Source organism: Vagococcus allomyrinae (genome assembly GCF_017829975.1).
Lineage (GTDB): Bacteria > Bacillota > Bacilli > Lactobacillales > Vagococcaceae > Vagococcus_D > Vagococcus_D allomyrinae.
On sequence record NZ_JAEEGA010000001.1, the window covers coordinates 347,963 to 367,542 of the forward strand.

Genomic DNA, 19,580 nt, shown 5'->3' on the forward strand with positions numbered 1-19,580 from the left:
AAATGTAACTATAATTCGTGCAATAAAAGTGAAATTTTACCAATTGAGGAAGCGATTTCTTTTGGGTATGCTTAAAGCAATCAGATGAGGAGGCAAGTAATATGGAAGTCAGTACAGTAGCAACTAAAGCTAAGAAAGAAGGCAAGTTTAAACAGAAGTGGAAACGGTTTATCAAGAATAAAGAGCTCTTTATTTTATCGGTTCCCGGTATCCTATGGTTTGCCATTTTTTCCTATTTGCCGATGTTTGCCATTTTTGTTGCATTTAAGCGTTTTAGGTTGCATGGGAATTTTTTTGAAAGTTTTATGAAAAGTGAATGGGTTGGACTGGAAAATTTTAATTTTTTGTTTAAAAGCGGCGATGCCGCATTAATTATTCGCAATACCGTAGGCTATAACATTGTGTTCATTCTGTTAGGGATCGCTATTCCTTTGGGGATGGCCTTGATGTTAAACGAAATATTTAGCAAGCAGTTGTCCAAGTTATACCAAAGTGTTTTGTTTATCCCTTACTTTTTATCAATGGTTGTGGTTAGTTACATCGTCTTTGCCTTTTTAGATCCAACAGGCGGTTATGTCAACGGGCTATTAAAGATGATCGGCATGAAACCTATTCAATTTTACATGGAACCTAAGTACTGGCCTTTTATCTTGACCTTGGTATCGGTTTGGAAAACCATGGGCTATAATATGATCATCTATTTGGCCGCTATTTGTGGCTTTGATAAGTCTTACTATGAGGCTGCCATGCTTGACGGGGCCAGTAAGTGGCAGCAAATCAAGCACATTACTTTGCCGATGTTACGACCAGTCATCGTTATTTTGCTAATCTTAGCAGTGGGCGGTATTTTCAGATCTGATTTTGGTCTCTTTTATCAGGTGCCAAAGGATTCAGGGGCGTTAATTCCAGTGACACAAACCGTTGACACTTATATTTATCGTGGCTTGGCCACCATGGGTGATATCGGTCTATCGGCTGCTGGGGGATTATTGCAATCTGTTGTTGGCTTTGTCTTGGTGCTGGTAACTAACGGCATTGTGAAAAAAATTGATAAAGGTCAAAGTTTATTTTAGAAAAGGAGTGAGAGTGTCAATGGAAGAAAAAAAGCAAAAGACTTTAGGCGAGTCTCTTAATCGTTTTGGACGAGTGAGCCGTAAGTCCAATCGCTTGATCACTTGTTTCTTAGGTCTCATCACATTATTAAGCGTCATCCCGTTCTTCTTAGTGGTGATTATTTCCTTTACAGATTCGGAAACAATCCAAAAAACAGGGTATCGCTTTATTCCAGATAAGTGGAGTTTGGAAGCTTATCGCTTGATTTTTGAAGATGGAGCAGTTTTTAAATCTTTTGGTACCACCCTTTTTGTGACGATCGCGGGAACGATTATTGGCGTCTTTTTGATGTCAACATTTGCTTACACACTGTCGCGAAAAAACTATGCATATCGGGGATTTCTATCTAAATATTCGATTGTTCCCATGCTCTTTAGTGGTGGAATCATTGGTAATTACATCGTTATTGTGAATATTTTAGGCTTGAGAAATTCGATCTGGTCACTGATCTTGCCACTATGCATGAGCACGTTCTCGATCATGATTTTAAGAACCTTTTATCAAATGTCGGTACCAGAGGCGTTGATCGAATCAGCTTATATGGATGGAGCCAGTGAGTGGACCATCTATTTCAAAATTATCTTGCCTTTGTCATTGCCAGGGCTGGCAACCATTGCTTTATTTTTAACTTTAGGCTATTGGAATGACTGGTTTAGTGCGTTACTATATATCGACAGCAATAAAATTGTCCCCTTGCAATATCTGCTGATGAAAATGGAGACGAATATCGAATTTATTGCTAATAATGCTGGGAAAATGGGCATGACAGCCAGTAATTCATTGCCAACGGAAACGATTAAAATGGCGGTGGTAGTCTTATCGACTGCGCCGATCTTGATCGCCTATCCATTTTTCCAAAAGTATTTTATCGGCGGTTTAACCGTCGGGGCTGTCAAAGAGTAGTTTATCAGGATTGACTAGGTGGTAAGGGATTATTGCCTAATAAAATATATTGGAGGGTTAACAGATGATTAAAGGAAAAAAAGTGATTGGGATTGCACTGCTGCTGTCGCTATTTTTACTAGTGGCAGCATGTGGAAAGAAGGAAGATAAACAGGATGCCTCAGGGACTGTCAATCTGACTTGGTATATGACGGGCATTCCTCAAAAAGACATTGATAAAGTCAACGACGCAGTCAATGACTACACAAAAGAAAAATACAATCTAACGGTAACGTTGAATCAAATTGATTGGGGCGAGTACGATCAAAAGATGAGCGCCTTGGTTAACGCTGGTGAAACTTTTGATCTGGCTTTTACAGCCTCATGGTTGGGTGGTTTTAACTATTTGACCAATGCTCGTAAGGGTGGCTTTTTGGACATTACCGAGTATTTGGATGGGGATAATTCAAAATTAAAAGCAACTTTGGATGAGAAGTTTTGGCAAGGGGCTGAAATCGATGGTCAGGTCTATGTGGTTCCCACCCAGAAAGAGATTGCCGCCACTGAGTTTTTCGTTTTTAATAAAGAACTAGTGGATAAATATCAAGTGCCATACGAAGATATCAAAACTTACGCTGATTTAGAGCCATGGTTGAAAAAGATCAAAGAAGAGGAAGACATCTTCCCTTGGTATATGTCAGAAGGGTATAAAAATCCTTATGAATTTGATGAGCTTAATACGTCAGTCGGCATTAATTTAGAAGGGGATCAAAACAAGATCACCGATTACTACTTTGAAGCCCCTTATTTGGAAAGAGTAAAAAATGTTCGCAAGTTTATGGAAGCTGGTTATATCAACGAGAATGCTGCATTGGCCAAACAAACGGATATTGTCGGCAAGGATTGGTTTGTGACCTCAACCGTTATGGGACCCCTTGATACGGCAACAGTCGAAGATCAAGTCAAAAAAGAAGTGGTAGTGACACAAATGACCGACTCAATTGTGACAAATGCCTCAGCTGTCGGGGCAGGCACGGTTGTTGGAGCCAATTCCGATCATCCAGAAGAAGCCATGAAATTATTGGAAGCGGTCAATACGGATCCAGTCTTAATGAATCTACTGGCTTACGGCATCGAAGGAACTCACTATGAAAAAACTGGTGATGACACCATAAAATGGTTGGATGCTCACAGTAATTATACGACACCGTATTATATGTTTGGCAGTTATTTCAACTTGTATCATGCTGAAGGGGCTCAAGTAGATGAGTGGGAGATTCTTAAAGAATACAACGCAACTGCAACACCATCGCCAGCGTTAGGATTCAATTTTGATACAACAAGTGTTTCCACGCAAATTGCGGCATTAAACAACGTGCAAGAAGAATTTAAAAACTTGATCAACACAGGTTCCGTTGATCCAGAGGAAAACTTGAAAAAAATGGAAACGAAAATGAAAGCAGCAGGACTAGATGAGGTTATCAAAGAAATGCAAAGCCAATACGATAAGTGGAAAAAATAAGCTGAGGTAGAGATAGTTGCGGAGATAACTTCTTAAGGACAGATGTTCCGAAAGAGGCTGCTCTCGCAACTATTCATTTATGGAGAGGACGATGATCATGGCTATACGCGGGGATATTGAAGAAACAAAAGGGCAAGAGGAGGAGGTGACTGAACTATCAGCAGGATTAAAACAAAAATTGGCCACCTTCCAAGACATGAAGTTAGGCGTCATCATGCATTGGGGGCTGTATGCTGAAGCCGGCATCGTTGAGTCTTGGCAGTTGTCAGAGGAGGATACATGGGCTCGAAAAGAGCCTTGGAGAGAAGATCTCTCAACTTTAAGAGAGGATTATTGGGGACTTAGCCAGCAATTTAATCCAGTTAAGTTTGATCCAGCTGACTGGGCCAAAAAATGTCGGGCCGCCGGCTTTAAGTATTTATTATTTACGACCAAACATCATGATGGTTTTAACTTGTATGACACAGCCTTATCTGACTATAAAATTACCGCACCTGAGTTGCCCTTTGCCAGCAACCCTCAAAGCGATATCCTTAAGGCGACTTTTGACGCTTTTAGGAGTGAAGACATGACGGTCGGTGCCTATTATTCGAAAGCCGATTGGCATTCGCCTTACTATTGGGTCCCAGGGCAACATGCCGTCGGTCGTCAAGCTAGTTACGAGGTCAGCCAAGATCCGGAAATGTGGGAGCGCTTTGTTCAATTTGTTCATGGCCAGCTGCATGAGATCATGAGTGACTATGGCAAAATCGACATTCTCTGGCTGGACGCCGGTTGGGTTGGCCCTGACAGTGGAGAAGATTTGCGGATGGGAGAAATTGCCGAAAATTTAAGACTGCTTCAGAAAGATTTGATCATGGTCGATCGAACCATTGGTGGGGCTTATGAAAATTACGTGACACCGGAGCGGGCGGTTCCTGACATCCCACCAAATAAGGTCTGGGAAAGTAATATTCCTTTGGCCAATAATTGGGGATATGTTCCTGATGATACGTATAAATCACTCAAACAAATCATTCATCTCCTCGTTCAAGTCGTTGCCAAAGGTGGCAATCTTATTTTAGGAGTCGGACCGAAACCAGATGGGTCGCTGCCTCTGGAAGCGGAAAAGCTGATGGCGGGATTAGGTCAGTGGTTATCCCTTAACGGTGAAGGGATCTACGGCACTCGAATGGTTTCCTCTGACAATGTTAGTAACTGGTTATTAACGCAAAAAGCAGACGCTATTTATGCCTTTGCTTTATTGGAAGATCAGGACTATCCATTGGTCATAGATTTGCGAGAACTTGGGATCGATCTGGCGCAAGTTAGGCAAGTTGACTTGTTGGCAACAGGTGTTAGCTTACTTCAGCAAAAGGATCAACCTGTTTACCTGATTCCAGCGGGTGTTGAACAAGATGCCTTGGGTATTAGAATTAAGCTGAGTTAAGCGATCTATTGGCAGCCACACTTGTTGGTGATACTTAATGACGGTGAACGTCATTAGCTGAAAAGGCATTTAAGGAAGAGAGAATGGACGTGATCGAGATGTTAGTTAGAGAAAGTATTCAGCGAATGAATCAAGAGCTCAAAAAAAATATGATTAAAAAGACCCATCCCCTTACCCAGTTGAAACTAGTTGATGGAGACCTCACCAGAGATTATCAATCAGGGGACTATTTTGGCAAAAAGAATCAGTATTATACGATTTACGGCGAGATGACTATTCCCGAAGAGTGGCAAACTAGTCTGGTGAGCTTGGGAATATATTCTTCGGAAACGGAATGGGACAATGCCACGAACCCGCAGATAACCCTCTACCTTAACGATCAATTGATTCAAGGGTTAGACGTGAATCACCGCGAGGTCATCTTGCCCCAAGAGCTGTTGGCAGAACCTCTTTTAACGGTCAGGTTGGAGATTTTTAGCGGAAGAGAAGAAAAACAATTTCCCTTATTTATTCAACTACAAGAGTTGGATCAGCAGACTCGTGAGAGCTATTTTGATTTTTATGTGGCCTTGGAAAGCTGGCGCTCAATTATCGGAGACAGCCATTCGGAATTAATTTATCAACAAGTCTTACAAGAAGCCAGTCGCTTTCTTGATTTTCGTCAACCTTATTCTGACGCTTATTACAATGGACTTTCAGCAGCCAGCACTCGTTTGCAGGAAGACTTGTATGACAGAGTTGATTTTCAAGCTACCGCTACAGTTTTAGCTGTTGGCCATACTCATATTGATATCGCTTGGTTATGGACAGTGGCTCAAGCGATTGAGAAGGGCCAGCGGAGCTTTTCAACGGTGTTAAAATTAATGGAGGAATATCCGGATTACACCTTTATTCAAAGCCAGCCACAAATGTATCAATTTATTAAAGAGCACTACCCAGAGCTCTATCAGCAAATTAAACAAAAGATCGCCGAAGGACGCTGGGAAGCCGAAGGGGCTATGTGGGTCGAAGCAGACTGTAATTTAACTTCAGGAGAATCTTTGGTTAGGCAAATTGTTCACGGCAAACAGTTTATTAAAGAAGAGTTTGGCACAGATAGTCAAGTGCTTTGGCTTCCGGATGTTTTTGGCTATTCAGCGGCTTTGCCCCAAATCTTAAAAAAGACTAACACGCCTTATTTTATGACAACCAAACTATCTTGGAATCAGTTTAACCAAATTCCTTACGATACCTTTTATTGGCAGGGGATTGATGGCAGTGAGATTTTAACGCATTTTATTACGACTGTCAGCGAAGGTTATAGCCCAACACCTTATTACACGACCTACAATGGATTGCTAGACCCCTATTCTGTTAAGGGGAGTTGGGATCGTTATCAGCAAAAAGACCTCAATGATGAAGTGTTGCTGGCTTATGGTTATGGGGACGGAGGAGGTGGGCCGACTCGGGAGATGCTGGAAGTGGCTAAACGCTTAAAGAATGGTTTGCCAGGAATACCTAAGGTAACGTCTGGTTTCCCCAGCGCTTATTTCCAGCGTTTGGATGAGACCCTCAAAGAAAAAAAGGTCCCCCGTTGGCGAGGAGAACTGTATTTTGAATACCATCGTGGCACTTATACCTCCATGGCTAAAAATAAAAAGTTTAATCGAGAGACGGAGACACTGTTGCAATCATTGGAGAAGTTATTCGTTCAATTTGGTCGAGAGCGGTACCCTCAAGGGCAATTGACTAAAATGTGGCAGTTGACCTTGCTTAATCAATTTCACGATACTTTGCCAGGTAGCTCAATTAAGGAGGTCTATGACCAAACAGATCTTGAGTACCAAGAGACGAGGCGTTTAGGCAGGACCTTGGTGACAGAGTTGTTGACTGATGATCAGCCTCAAGATCAGTGGTTTGTCTATAACCCTTTGGCGAAACAACGAGACCTGTTAGTGGAACTGTCAGTTGAGAGCGATCAGTCGCTGGTAGCTGATGGGCAATTGTTACGTCAGCAACTAACAACAAGTGGCAAGCGACTGGTGCTAATTCCTGAGGTGCCAAGTTTAAGCGGCTGTCTGTTGAAGCCAGAAAAAGGCCAGCCGGTGGTCCCTCTGACAGCGAGAGAAGTAGGCAAGCAGATTGAAACGGCTCATTATTTCGTAACCTTTGACGAGCAGGCTGAAATCAGTTCATTGATTGATAAAGCAACGCACCGGGAAATTGTACCAGAAGGCCAGCGATTGAATCAATTAGTGGCTTATGAAGACTTACCTTTAAACTTTGACGCTTGGGATATTGACATTTTTTATCAGGAGAAACAATGGGCCGTTCAGGATGTGCAATCGGTACAACTAGTCGAAGATGGGCCGATCAGGCAAACCATACGAATCAAGCGGGTCTTTGAAGCCTCAACGATTAAACAGTTTATTCATTTTTATCACCATAGCCGCCGGATTGATTTTGAAACAGACGTTGACTGGCACCAGCAACACATCCTGCTAAAAGCCCAATTTCCCATAGCGATCAACACCTTGAAAGCGACTTTTGATATTCAATTTGGCAATGTTGAACGAGCGATTCATACCAATACCTCTTGGGATATGGCACGATTTGAAGTGTGTGGGCAAAAGTGGTTAGACATGTCAGAAGGCAATTATGGTGTGAGCATGTTGACGGACTGTAAGTATGGCTTTAATGTTGCTTATCAGCAAATGGGAGTCACCTTGATCAAGTCGGCGACTGATCCTAACCCTGAGGCCGATCAAGGCAATCATCAGTTTATCTATGCTATTTTACCTCATGAGGGCAGCTGGCAAGAGGCTGAGACTGTGGAGGAAGCCCTAGATCTCAACACCCCTGCTTTGGTTAGTCCTATAGGCAAGAGGTTTCTCAAGGAGGAACAGCTGGTAAGTTTTGCCACTGTTAACCAGAAGAATATCTTACTTGATACTGTCAAAAAAGCTGAGTTAGAGGAAACGCTGATTTTACGGCTGTATGAATTTCACAACAAGCGGACAAGAGCCCAAGTAAAACTCAATCTTCAAGTGGAAAGGGCCGTTCTTTGCGACTTGCTGGAAAATGAGTTGGAAGAACTAGCGGTAGTGGATAACGAAGTCATCATCCCATTTTTGCCCTTTGAAATTCAGACGATCAAATTATATATAAAGTGAGGAAGAGGATGAAGGTGAAGCAGTTATTACAACAGATGACCTTAAAAGAAAAAGTCGGGCAGCTTAATCAGCGCTTATATGGCTGGGAGGTTTATACCAAAAAAGAAGGTGAGATCACCTTAACCAAGACCTTTAAAGAGGAAGTGGACCGTTGGGGGAGCCTCGGCTTTATTTACGGCGTGTTTCGCGCCGATCCTTGGTCAGGAAAAAATCAAGAGACAGGCCTATCGACAGAAGAAGCCAGATACGTTAGCCACTTGATCCAAGAGTATCTCCAAGAGCACACGCGCTTAAAAATTCCAGTTTTTTTGTCAGAAGAGTGCCCACATGGTCATCAGGGGCTGGAATCATTGACAACGGCAGCTAATATTTCAGTTGGTGCCAGTTGGAATCCCGCCTTATATCAAGAGGTTCAGGAAATAGTGGCTCGGGATATTCGGGAAAAAGGGGCTCATTTAGGGCTGATTTCCACCCTTGATATTGCCCGAGACCCTCGTTGGGGGAGAACGGAAGAATGTTTTAGCGAAGACCCTTTTTTGGCTAGTCAGTTTACGGTTGCTGCGCTGAAAGGGCTTCAAGGTGGCGCTGGTCAACGGATTGATGAGGCACATGTCTTGGCGGTTCTCAAACACTTTGCTGGTCAGGGCTCTGCCATGGGCGGACACAACTCAGGACCGGTTAATATCGGGCCGCGAGAATTAAGAGAAATTCATTTGCCACCAATGGTTGCTGGCATTGCTAATGGGGCTCAAATGACCATGGCGGCTTATAACGATGTGGACGGTCAACTTTGTCACGGCAACCCTGACTTGCTAAATCGCTTGTTGCGTGAAGAATTAGGCTTTCAGGGAGCGGTGATGGCAGATGGTTGTGCCCTTGATCGGTTAGTTGAAATAACAGAAGACAAAGTTGAAGCCGCTATTTGGGCGGTGACTAGCGGTGTTGATATTAGCTTGTGGGATGATGTCTATCCCTATTTAGAAGAAGCAGTGGTGAGCGGCCGCTTATCAGAAGAGGTGATAGATACAGCAGTATTGCGAGTGTTGTTACTTAAAGAAAAGATGGGCTTATTTTCTAATCCGACGCCCCTAGTCCAAAGCGCCTCTCTTGAAGAAAAGCGTGAACGTTCTGTTCAACTGGCAAAAGAATCCCTCGTGCTGTTGAAAAATCAAGAGCACAGATTGCCCCTGAAAAAAAATGAAACAATCGCTGTTATTGGTCCTAATGGGGATCTCTTATACAACCAATTAGGGGATTACACCCCTTATAAATGCGAAGAGCAATGCGTGACCGTTTTAAAAGGCATTCAAGATTATGGCCACGAGCACGGAATGACGGTCGTCTCAGCGCCAGGGTCGATGATCACCAGGGAGCTTGAGGGAGGGATTGAAGAAGCGGTAGCCCTTGCCAAGACGGTCGATACAGTTGTGCTTGTTTTAGGCGGTTCTAGTGCCCGAGACTTTTCCACAACCTTTGATGCCAATGGAGCCGCTCTTTCTGGTTCCAATGAAATGACCAGTGGTGAAAACATTGATTTGGCTGATTTAGCATTGCCAGCAGCCCAAGTTAAGTTAGTTAAAGCGTTACATGATGTAAAAAAAACACTCATTGGGGTGTTTATCCAAGGCCGTCCCCATATTTTAACGGCAGTTGAGCCTTATTTAGATGCCATTTTAATCGGCGGATACCCTGGTGAATATGGCGGTGAAGCGATTGCGTCCATTCTCTTTGAGGAATCACCTTCTGGTAAATTAGCCATGTCACTCCCACGGAGCAATGGTCAGCTGCCAGTCTATTATAATTATCGAGACGTAGCGTTTAAAGAGGCTTATGGCGATGATAGTGGCAAACCGTTGTATTCTTTTGGAACAGGGCTATCTTACACCTCCTTTAGTTTGACTGATCTTGCATTGGTTGTGCCAACTAAGGCTGGCTTGCATAAAGGTGAAAGCTTGAAAATTAGTGGCACTATCAAGAATACTGGTGACTATCGAGGGGCAGAAGTGATTCAGGTTTATCTTAAGAGTCATCCAAAAAAGCTAGTGACTCGGGTAAAGGAGCTCAAAGGATTCTGCAAAATTTGGTTAGATCCGAAGGAGACCAAGGGCATTGAACTAAACTTAAATTTGGCTGAACTGAGCGAACTAGCTGAAAACATGAACACACAAATGATGACCGATATCACCGTGATGGTTGAAGCCCATGATTTTTCTTGGCAAGAAAGAATCAGAATTAATGATTGATCAGCATTTTAACTAGCCAAAGCAAGCACAGACACTGCCCGTCGTGTATTAAACGAAGTGCAGTGTTCTTTATTTCTTGAAGCCAGATCCAAACTACGATATAGATAAAAAAACGATTTATACAATTTTGTATAAATCGCCCTTTAGCAATTCGGAGAAAGCCAGGTAACTTAATCGATGGACTGCTTTTGTGAGACGACCTGTTCCTCTTTTTTTTTCTTAATAGTAGCCGTCCCATTTCTATGGGGAATGAACTCGATTCGATCTCCCGGCTTTATATTGAGACAAGCGAGAATCTCTGGTGGCAGTGTTACGATTTTACTACCGCCGCTCGTACTTACTACTCGATGCCGCAAACCATCAGCCCCTTTCTCGTTGTTGCTTCTATGGTAAAGCTTTCTTTTTCGTAATACAAGTGATAAGGTAAGGATTTTGAAATTTATGACGGTCAGTAAGGAGCCTAGTAATTTTTTTCGTCAATGATGAGAAAAGGCAAAGCTCTTGGGAACAAAAAAATTATAGACTGAGTCCCTTTTGAGCCATTTGGTTATTTCCATGAAAAATAAGCAGAAAGGATTGTATGTAAAGGCTTTTTTGTATAAACTAGGGGGAGTACTGGTTTTACAAATGAAGGAGGTCTATCATGTATTTAGCAAAAGAAGCGCGTTATCAAGACATGACTTATCGTCGAGTGGGTCATTCCGGTTTAAAACTACCAGCTATTTCTTTAGGGTTGTGGCATAATTTTGGCGATGTGGATCAATTAAGCAATCAACGGGAAATACTTCACGGTGCCTTTGATATGGGCATTACCCATTTTGATTTGGCGAATAATTATGGGCCACCTGCTGGTTCGGCAGAAATCAATTTTGGGCGGATACTGAGAGAAGATTTTCAATCATACCGTGACGAAATGATTATTTCCTCGAAAGCTGGGTATTACATGTGGCCAGGACCATATGGTGAATGGGGATCAAAGAAAAACATCGTCGCCAGTTGTGATCAAAGTCTTAAACGAATGGGCCTGGATTATGTGGACATCTTCTACCATCACCGGCCTGATTACGACACACCATTAAGAGAGACGGCCCAAGCCTTAGACTTGTTAGTCCGTCAAGGAAAAGCGTTATACGTGGGAGTCTCTAATTATGATGCTGAGCGGACAAAGGAAATCGCGCAGATCTTTAAGGAGCTAGGCACGCCTTTTATTATTCATCAGCCAAATTATAATATGTTTGACCGCTGGATTGAAGATGGGCTCTTGACTGTTTTGGAAGAAGAGCAATTAGGGGCGATCGTCTTTAGTCCTTTGGCTCAAGGAATGCTGACAAATCGTTACTTGAATGGTATTCCCGCGGATTCACGGGCTCATCGTTCTGACAGCCCCTTCTTATCAGAAGACAAAGTGGAAGCCACCCTGAAGATCGTCAAAGAGTTAAATAAAGTGGCTGAAAATCGCAATCAAACCTTAGCGGAAATGGCTCTGGGATGGAACTTACGTCAACCGGCTATCGCCAGTGTTTTAGTCGGAGCTAGTCGCTTAAGTCAGTTACAGGACAATGTCAAAGCACTAGCAAAATTATCTTTTGAAGACGAAGAGTTAGCAGCCATTGAGACAATTTTAAACCAAAACTAAAAATGAAAGGACATGTTGACATAAATGTGTCCTTTTTTGGTGTCTAAGAAGAAAGTTCTTGCCTTGGAGTGGGCTTCAAGGTGTATGGTTATGGAAGAGTGGTGCATAAAATGACATAGTAGAGGAGCTAAAAAAATGAAGATGCGTCGTTTAGGCAATAGCGGGTTAATGGTTTCGGAAATAGGGTTAGGTTGCATGGGCATGAGTTATGCTTATGGCGAGGCTCATGCGAAAAAAGAAATGATTAAGCTCATCCATGAAGCCGTTGATTTAGGTGTGACTTTTTTTGATACGGCAGAGGTTTATGGTCCCTTTGTGAATGAAGAATTGCTAGGTGAAGCCCTAGCGCCTTATCGTCAGCAGGTGACGATTGCGTCAAAAGTAGGCATTAAATTAGTCGACGGCAAACAAATTGTCGATGGTCGGCCTTCAGGTATTCGCGAGTCAATTGAAGGTTCTCTAAAACGATTAAAGCTAGATGTTTTGGATTTGTATTATTTGCACCGAGTCGATCCTAATGTGCCGATCGAAGAAGTGGCTTTCGTGATGCAAGCCTTAAAAAAAGAAGGCAAAATTAAACACTGGGGCTTGTCAGAGGCGGGGGTTCAGACGATTCGGCGAGCTCATGCAGTCGAACCGTTAGCCGCTGTTGAGAGTGAGTACTCCTTATGGACAAGGGAGCCAGAAGATGAATTATTGCCGACATTGGCTGAATTAGGCATCGGCTTTGTTCCCTTCAGTCCTCTAGGCAAAGGTTTCTTAACAGGGGCGATCACAACAGAAACAAGCTTTAAGGCTGGAGATGGCCGCAATAGTTTACCGCGTTTCACTCAAGAAGCTCTAGCGGCGAACCAAGCGTTAGTGGACCTGATCAAGCAGAAAGCTGCCGAAAAATCAGCCACCCCTGCTCAAGTGGCTATTGGCTGGATTCTGGCCCAACAGCCTTGGATTGTCCCGATTCCAGGGACGACGAAACGGTCTCGCTTAAAAGAAAATTTAGGGGCCTCAAAGATTGCGTTCACAGCTGAGGAACTGGCTGCTTTTGATCAAGCCACCAAAGCGATTGAAATTGTCGGTCACCGCTATACGCCAGAACTGGCCAAACGAGTGGGATTGTAAGTTAATAAACCGTCACATAAGCTGTGGCGGTTTATTTTAATCTTTTAAGCTATATACATCATGTTAAATAATCAGACATATAGTTCCACAGGCTAATTCGTATAATCATCCGTCAAGTCTGGTACTTTCAGCTTTTTTGGCTGAAAGTTAAGCAGTAAAGGACATTCACATAGAAATTGAGGAGATCGAAGCGGTGTATAGTGATTATCTAATTGGAGCAGCATATTTTGAAAATGCCTTCTGGTAGCGAACTATCAGCGTTTCTTTTTAAACAAATACATGAGGGGATTTGTTTTTTTCAAGAAAACAATCAGCCAATAACATTACTGCTGGGGAAAAATGGAGATCCCCATTTTATCAAAAAAGTAGAGGCAATCTATATCAATGTGATCAAAGAGCAAGTGGTCGAGTTGGTAGGAGATCACGAAGAGGGTCACCACTATGAAATACTTTTTTTAGCTCATGGTGTTATTTCAACCGTTGAAGAGTGGTTAGTAACTGGGGCAAAGGAAACACCGACAGAAATAGCCAAGCTAATCGTCAGCTCATTTTTTAAAACACCTATTGAGATGCTCGGTATTAAGCGACCTACCGCATTCTAATCTTGATTCTAAGAACTATCAGTGTTTTTATTGTCGGAGATTTGTTAAAGTAAAGGATGAATATGTCAGGTGGTGAGGATCGATGAACAATCAAAGGAATTTGCCGAAAGTGATCGAGCTGACGGAAAAGCTCTGTCACATGATAACCTTCAAAGTAAATGACCAGCCGGAAATGACTAGCCAATTATCGGGACTTTTGACCCAGTCGCAACGAACCCTTCAAGTGGCCCAATCTGTCAGCCTTCAGTTAGCGCCTCAACATGTGGCTTCCTTGAAGGCTTTGCAAGGTCGCCAGAAAAAGTTAACCAACCGCTTAATGAGAATTAGCAGGTGGCACGAACAACTCAAGGCTATTCCTGTTTTAGGCTATTTCTTGAGAGACGTGGGTAAACGTAAACGCGAACAGTTGACCAGCCAAGTCTCTCAAATACGTCAGACTATTCGAGTCAAAGAGACGGCTTCTTATCAGAAGTTAGAGACTCTAGGCGAGTTGCTACTTGAACTATGTGAAGGGCGGGAGTTGAAAAGAGGTTGGTCGGATCACCCTAAGCTGAGTTTCAGGGAATTGGAGACGATTTGTTACCAACTGTATCAGGAGTGGCACGGACTGAAGAGGATGTCTTATTTAGATCGGACAGAACACCGTAGCTGGATTTATTCTCTAGTAAAAGAAGAAAGGCGCTTGAGGGTAGCAGGTTGGCAAGGCGCTGGGATAGAGAGGTATATCAGGGTGCTTTATCAAGAAGGGCAGTGTTTGGAGAATCACCAGTCCTTCTTAAAATTACAGCAACACTTTCGACAGGAAAGCTGTCTCGTAGGATCAGCGCTCTATTTGTCAATGTATGAAAGGACTGCTGAAGGAACGCCGACTCAGCTTCAAAAGAAAGCTCAGTTACCGATTGACCAGCTAGGTGGTTTTATTGATGAGCAGGGAATGCTGCAGTTGAGTGGGCCTTATCAGCTGTCCACCCATTTAGCCCCTGATAGCCAGTTTTTGGAGCGCTATGCTGAAACAGTTAAGCGAGCCTATCCTCAAGGGTTGTTGCCAGCTTCTTATGGTTTTGAGCCAAACAGTCCAGGGTATCAAACTATCAAACAGATTCATCAATTTCGCATGTATTTAGATCGTCAAAACATCTATTATATTCGCGCCAACTATTCAGGGGCAACCGATTATGATAAGTTGTTGGCTTTTGAAAAGGCGCGCATGACCGTCCTTGGTGAAAAAGGGCAGCTTGACTATCGCTCTAATGCCCACTTTCATAACCGGACGTCGAGACGACTGCCTTTCCACGGTCAGCATAATGACAAGATTAAAAGTCATAATGGTCTGTCTGAATTTATTGTCAGAAGACAAGATGGTGCCTTTGTTACCCAATGGGATAGTTTGCGGACGGTCGGAGGTCAGTCTTTTTTTATTAAGGAGGCTGGCCGTGTCATCGGCTTACGCTCCCAATTAGTCAATAGTGATCCTGAAGCTTATGAGCTTCAAGGGCTTAGTGGGAAAAGGATTGTAGACACAGAGTCCTTTAATTACTCAGCAAGAGATGTTGCCAAGCAAGGGGATCAGAGTCACAGTTTGCTAGACGTCAAGCCAGCAAATGCTCGCTTGGGGTTGGAACACGGGATTAAGATTGTGGCGAAAAAAACTTGGCGGACTCAGAGTGCCACATCCGATGGTCAAGGAATGGAATCGCCTTAAACGGGGCTTTAAGTCTCGCAGACATTGCGCTATAATAGGCCTAAAGAGATGAATCAAGGAGGTTACCAATGAAATTAGCAGAAGCATTATTATTGCGGGGAGAGTATCAGACCAAAGTTGATAACTTGCAAAGTCGGATTTTGCAAAATCTTAAAATTCAGGAAGGGGACATCCCGAATGAGGAGCCTAAGGTGTTATTGACAGAGGCTTTTGAGTTGAATGAGCAGTTAAACGAGTTGATAAAAAGGGTGAATGAGCGGAATAACCAAGTGCTGCTGCCTGATGGCCGAAGCCTTGCTCAAGCGCTGGTTGATCGCGAGACGTTAGTGAAAAAACGACGACTGTTAGTAACTATTACTGAAGCTGGGAGTGAACAGGAGTATCGCTATTCACGTTCTGAAATCAAGTTCCAATTAACCTTGAGTTTAGGAGAGATTCACAAACAGATTGATCAATTGTCACGGCAATTTAGAGAACTTGACACGATTATTCAAGGCTTAAATTGGAGCGTTGACTTATAAGTTAGTTTGGTAACTGCTTAATCATGGGATATCAGGTTCGTATCAACCGATGATACACTCCTGCTGAGGATATGGGGCAGTCCTAACCAACAAGTTAGCCCAAAACCCATTACAGAGGTACGAGATAACACCTAACAATTAACTACCAGATATTAGTGATAACCAGTGAGGGTGGCGTAGGGGAACTAAAAAAAACAGTGATTAAGCATGGTTTAAACATGTTTAATCACTGTTTTTTTAATCTGATGAAGGCTCTTCTTTTTGGGATTGTTCCATTTTATCGAAGGCTTCTTGTAGATTTTTTATGCGGATGGCGACTTTTTCAGCGGCTTTTTCTAGGGTGTACCCTTCGTCCAACAGCTCTTTAATCAGGATTATTTTTTTTATTTCATAATAATCAAATTTTCGCGTTTTATTTAGCCCTTCATCCACGCTTTGGATAATGTGCTTGTCTTCCCAATAGCGCAACTTTCTAATAGGTACACCGGTAATATTAGCCGCTTCACCGATTGAAACAGACATTTTTTTTAGTAGCGCAATGTCGATGATCATAGTCGTCTCCTTAAGGTCATTTTACAAGTAAGTATACCGTAAAAATATTCTGTTGACAATGAATGTTGGTGATGTATAATTATTGTAGATAATCTACAATCGAGGTAGGTTTTCGACGGAGATGTGAATTTATTTAGCCAAGTTATTAAGCGGTTGCGAATCGGGATAATTTTGTTGAAGAGAGAGCTTTTAGACAATCGGAAGTTTCCTGTGGTGGGCTAAGGTCGCTGTGATCGTGATCTTTAGTTGGAAAGGATGATGGTGATGACAAAAAGGCAACTGTTGTTAGCGATCAGTTTGTTTTTTGTGTTAAGTGGCTGTGGTAATTTTGAAGCAAGTAAGCATGAGTCAAAAACGATGACAAGCATCGAAACAGAAGAAAGGGAAGATAAGACGATGGCAAATGAGGAAACGATCAGATTAGGCGAAAAACAAGGAGAAGGCAACTTGCTAAGAGAAAACTTCACTGACTATCATCGGTATGAAGAGGAGTTAGTGAGATTGTCATTAATTCCAGCAGGCTATGAATTACAGGAAGTTCAAACAGGGATTAGCCAAAATAATGAGGAGGTTGTTCGCCTTCGTTATGGCTTGATTGGACAAGAAATACGTTTGTCTGGGGAACACTGTTCAGCTGTTTTTAGAGTCGCCGATGAACAGCTTCTTGGCTTTATGGCTATTAGACAAGAAGCTGTGATTGAGGATGTCGAAGAATTGCCAACAGCAGAAGTCACGACGGAGATCACCGAAACATTTCTGGAGAAGGTGGCACCAGGTTATTTTGCCAAACTCAATAATTTGTGGATTGATCGTCACGACGAACCGTTAGTGAGTGATGGAAAGGAGCGTTTAGTGACAGGCACGAAGTACAAGTGTTTTGTGCCAGAAGAAGGCTCTTACGCTTGGGTGGTTGTAGATAAAAATCAAGACGTGATGATTTTTGAACGAGGCATTCAATGGGTGAACAGCCGTACGACTGAGAAGTGGTTATATGATGATTATTTAAAAGACGGTAGTTTGGATCTCTTTGCAGTGAGACAAAACTAAAACAACTCATCGAAAACGTGTCATTGTCTGTATAAGACAGTGACACGTTTTTGGTGTGATGTCAAAAAGGGCCGTGAGCTCAAGTCGGAACCCCGGTTTGGATGTTAGCAATTTCCAAATAATCTTCTGACAATTTCAGCATATTATGAGGTGTTTTTGGGGAAGTGGCGTATAATGATGATAGAGATGTTTTACAGCAGATTTTTTATCAGGTATAGAAAAGAAGGGTAGGATCTTGATGAACGAAAAACAGATGGCAAGAATGAGTAGTGGTAAAGGATTAATTGCAGCATTAGACCAAAGTGGTGGTAGCACCCCTAAGGCTCTTAAGGCATACGGTATTGATGAAAGCAGCTACGACACAGACGAGGCGATGTTTACTTTAGTTCACGAAATGCGTTCCCGAATTATCGAAAGTCCCGCATTTACTTCAGAGCATATTCTTGGTGCTATTTTATTTGAAGGGACGATGGAGCGAGAGATTGATGGTTTGCCAACTGTCGATTATCTATGGGAGAAAAAGGGAATTTTATCTTTTTTAAAGATTGACAAAGGATTGGCAGAGGAAGTGGATGGCGTTCAATTATTAAAACCGATTCCCGACTTAGCCGATCTCTTAGAAAAAGCCAATGACCATCATATTTTTGGGACAAAAGAACGTTCCTTGATTAAATTGGCGAATAGAGAAGGCATTAAAGCGGTTGTGACCCAGCAATTTGAGTTGGCTAAACAAGTATCCGCTGCCGGTTTGGTGCCAATTATTGAACCAGAGGTGGCGATTGATAGTCCTGAAAAAGAAGAGGCGGAAGCCATGCTAAAAGCGGAGCTAGTGGCTCATTTGGCAGAGTTGGAGCCCCATGTGAAGGTCATGTTAAAACTATCAATTCCAACGGTTGATAACTTTTATGCAGAGTTGGCTGAAGATCCCCATGTTGTCCGTGTGGTTGCTTTGTCAGGTGGTTATTCTCAAGAAGAAGCGAACGAATGGTTAAGCCGTAATCATCAGCTGATTGCCAGTTTTTCAAGAGCCTTGTCAGAAGGCTTGAGATTCCAGCAATCCCCTGAAGAATTTAATCAAATGCTAGAGGCGTCTGTTTTAGCTATCTATCAGGCATCAATTGCTTAACGTTAATAAGTGATTATCAATGAAGGGAGGCGACATTTATGCAAAAAGTTACCGCAATCACTAGCAGTGATTACAGCCTAATCGTATCAGAATTGGAAGGTCTGGTTGAAAAAGGTGGCACGATTGTTGATTTTAGTGTTACTTATGATACCAAAGAAGAAGAATATGCTTTGTTTGTAGTCTACACAGGTTAAGCAAGTCAAGCAGACAGTGGTGAGTGTCGTACTCTCAAAAAAAATTTTGAGAGTGGGATGCTCACTATTGTCTTTTATAGTAACGGTGTGGCCCAGCTTTTAACCTCAGCTCGTCGGCCATTGCTGCGAGGTGCTTCTGGATCGGGATAACCCAAACGATAATTGGCAATTAATTCAAAATTATCTGGAAAGCCTAGTGAGGTTGAGAATTCTTGATCCATGGTAAAGGCACTGGAGGCCCAGAACCCGACAAGTCCTGCTTCATGGGCAAGGAGGGAAAAGTTCTGAATTAAGGCGGCTGTTCCTTGAATGGCATCTGAGTTTAAACGCTTGTTGTCGGTGATAATTTCTCTGGCGAATAAAACCGTTGCTGGGGCGTTTTTTAACAGGCGGGTCATTTTGGTTTCAAATTTTGTCCGACTTTCTGCGTCGTGAATCAGGCCTGTTTCTTCGTAGCGAGCCATGACATTAGCGTAAAGGAATTCCTTTTCAGCAGGGGTGGTGATAATTTTCGCTTGCCAGGGCTCTCTTTTATGAAAAGGGGCGTAACGAGCTTTTTCCAGCAGGTCATAGATAAGGTCAAGACTGACATTATCAGCTAAACTTCTTTTTGAGGTGCGTCGTTGGACGATTGCTTCGTTGATGGTTTTGGTCATAAGGCGATTCTCCTTTTTGATTACTAGAGACTAGTTAATGTTTTAATTGATAACCATTCTCAATTAAAGTTAGTTTACCCCGTC

At 42.7% G+C, this 19,580-nt stretch carries 17 protein-coding genes; 14 read left to right on the plus strand and 3 right to left on the minus strand.

Annotation, left to right across the window (positions count from 1 at the left end; all coding sequences use genetic code 11):
- Nucleotides 1-101 precede the first annotated feature (101 nt).
- From I6N95_RS01480 to I6N95_RS01505, 6 genes are all read left to right on the plus strand, one after another.
- The gene (locus tag I6N95_RS01480; RefSeq protein WP_209524563.1) at nt 102-1,073 is read left to right on the plus strand and encodes an ABC transporter permease; all 972 of its coding nucleotides are present in this window, start codon (nt 102-104) and stop codon (nt 1,071-1,073) included.
- Nucleotides 1,074-1,092: 19 nt separating this feature from the next.
- On the plus strand, nt 1,093-2,016 hold the full coding sequence (locus I6N95_RS01485; protein ID WP_209524564.1) for a carbohydrate ABC transporter permease: 924 nt from the start codon (nt 1,093-1,095) through the stop codon (nt 2,014-2,016).
- A gap of 64 nt (nt 2,017-2,080) precedes the next feature.
- Nucleotides 2,081-3,517: an ABC transporter substrate-binding protein gene (locus I6N95_RS01490; protein WP_209524565.1), complete on the plus strand. Its 1,437-nt coding sequence runs from the start codon at nt 2,081-2,083 to the stop codon at nt 3,515-3,517.
- 97 nt (nt 3,518-3,614) lie between these two features.
- A complete protein-coding gene (locus I6N95_RS01495; RefSeq protein ID WP_209524566.1) occupies nt 3,615-4,946 on the plus strand; it encodes an alpha-L-fucosidase in 1,332 nt (443 codons plus the stop codon).
- Between the two features lie 83 nt (nt 4,947-5,029).
- The gene (locus I6N95_RS01500; protein WP_209524567.1) at nt 5,030-8,098 is read left to right on the plus strand and encodes an alpha-mannosidase; all 3,069 of its coding nucleotides are present in this window, start codon (nt 5,030-5,032) and stop codon (nt 8,096-8,098) included.
- An 8-nt stretch (nt 8,099-8,106) separates the two neighbouring features.
- Complete coding sequence (locus tag I6N95_RS01505; RefSeq protein ID WP_209524568.1) at nt 8,107-10,341, plus strand: glycoside hydrolase family 3 N-terminal domain-containing protein; 2,235 nt, start codon at nt 8,107-8,109, stop codon at nt 10,339-10,341.
- Nucleotides 10,342-10,511: 170 nt separating this feature from the next.
- Here I6N95_RS01505 and I6N95_RS01510 read toward each other — a convergent pair whose 3' ends face one another.
- On the minus strand, nt 10,512-10,697 hold the full coding sequence (locus I6N95_RS01510) for an AbrB/MazE/SpoVT family DNA-binding domain-containing protein (RefSeq protein ID WP_209524569.1): 186 nt from the start codon (nt 10,695-10,697) through the stop codon (nt 10,512-10,514).
- A 287-nt stretch (nt 10,698-10,984) separates the two neighbouring features.
- Between I6N95_RS01510 and I6N95_RS01515 the strand changes: the two genes are divergently transcribed.
- From I6N95_RS01515 to I6N95_RS01535, 5 genes are all read left to right on the plus strand, one after another.
- Nucleotides 10,985-11,977 (plus strand): aldo/keto reductase, encoded by a 993-nt coding sequence (locus I6N95_RS01515; protein WP_245249188.1) that lies wholly within the window; start codon nt 10,985-10,987, stop codon nt 11,975-11,977.
- A 135-nt stretch (nt 11,978-12,112) separates the two neighbouring features.
- A complete protein-coding gene (locus tag I6N95_RS01520) occupies nt 12,113-13,096 on the plus strand; it encodes an aldo/keto reductase (protein WP_209524570.1) in 984 nt (327 codons plus the stop codon).
- A 233-nt stretch (nt 13,097-13,329) separates the two neighbouring features.
- Nucleotides 13,330-13,698 (plus strand): TetR-like C-terminal domain-containing protein, encoded by a 369-nt coding sequence (locus tag I6N95_RS01525; RefSeq protein ID WP_245249216.1) that lies wholly within the window; start codon nt 13,330-13,332, stop codon nt 13,696-13,698.
- Nucleotides 13,699-13,780: 82 nt separating this feature from the next.
- Nucleotides 13,781-15,400, plus strand: a complete 1,620-nt coding sequence (locus tag I6N95_RS01530; RefSeq protein WP_209524572.1) for a DUF3114 domain-containing protein — start codon at nt 13,781-13,783, stop codon at nt 15,398-15,400.
- Between the two features lie 68 nt (nt 15,401-15,468).
- Entirely contained in the window at nt 15,469-15,921 is a 453-nt protein-coding gene (locus tag I6N95_RS01535) for a DIP1984 family protein (RefSeq protein WP_209524573.1), read from the plus strand.
- 237 nt (nt 15,922-16,158) lie between these two features.
- On the opposite strand, the gene I6N95_RS01540 is transcribed toward I6N95_RS01535, so the two are convergent.
- Entirely contained in the window at nt 16,159-16,473 is a 315-nt protein-coding gene (locus I6N95_RS01540) for a MerR family transcriptional regulator (RefSeq protein WP_209524574.1), read from the minus strand.
- 264 nt (nt 16,474-16,737) lie between these two features.
- Between I6N95_RS01540 and I6N95_RS01545 the strand changes: the two genes are divergently transcribed.
- From I6N95_RS01545 to I6N95_RS01555, 3 genes are all read left to right on the plus strand, one after another.
- Nucleotides 16,738-17,520, plus strand: coding sequence for a hypothetical protein (locus I6N95_RS01545; RefSeq protein WP_209524575.1), 783 nt, complete (start codon nt 16,738-16,740; stop codon nt 17,518-17,520).
- A gap of 238 nt (nt 17,521-17,758) precedes the next feature.
- Nucleotides 17,759-18,646: a fructose bisphosphate aldolase gene (locus I6N95_RS01550; protein WP_209524576.1), complete on the plus strand. Its 888-nt coding sequence runs from the start codon at nt 17,759-17,761 to the stop codon at nt 18,644-18,646.
- A 38-nt stretch (nt 18,647-18,684) separates the two neighbouring features.
- The gene (locus I6N95_RS01555) at nt 18,685-18,840 is read left to right on the plus strand and encodes a hypothetical protein (protein WP_209524577.1); all 156 of its coding nucleotides are present in this window, start codon (nt 18,685-18,687) and stop codon (nt 18,838-18,840) included.
- A gap of 74 nt (nt 18,841-18,914) precedes the next feature.
- Here I6N95_RS01555 and I6N95_RS01560 read toward each other — a convergent pair whose 3' ends face one another.
- Complete coding sequence (locus I6N95_RS01560; RefSeq protein WP_209524578.1) at nt 18,915-19,496, minus strand: nitroreductase family protein; 582 nt, start codon at nt 19,494-19,496, stop codon at nt 18,915-18,917.
- Nucleotides 19,497-19,580: the final 84 nt, after the last annotated feature.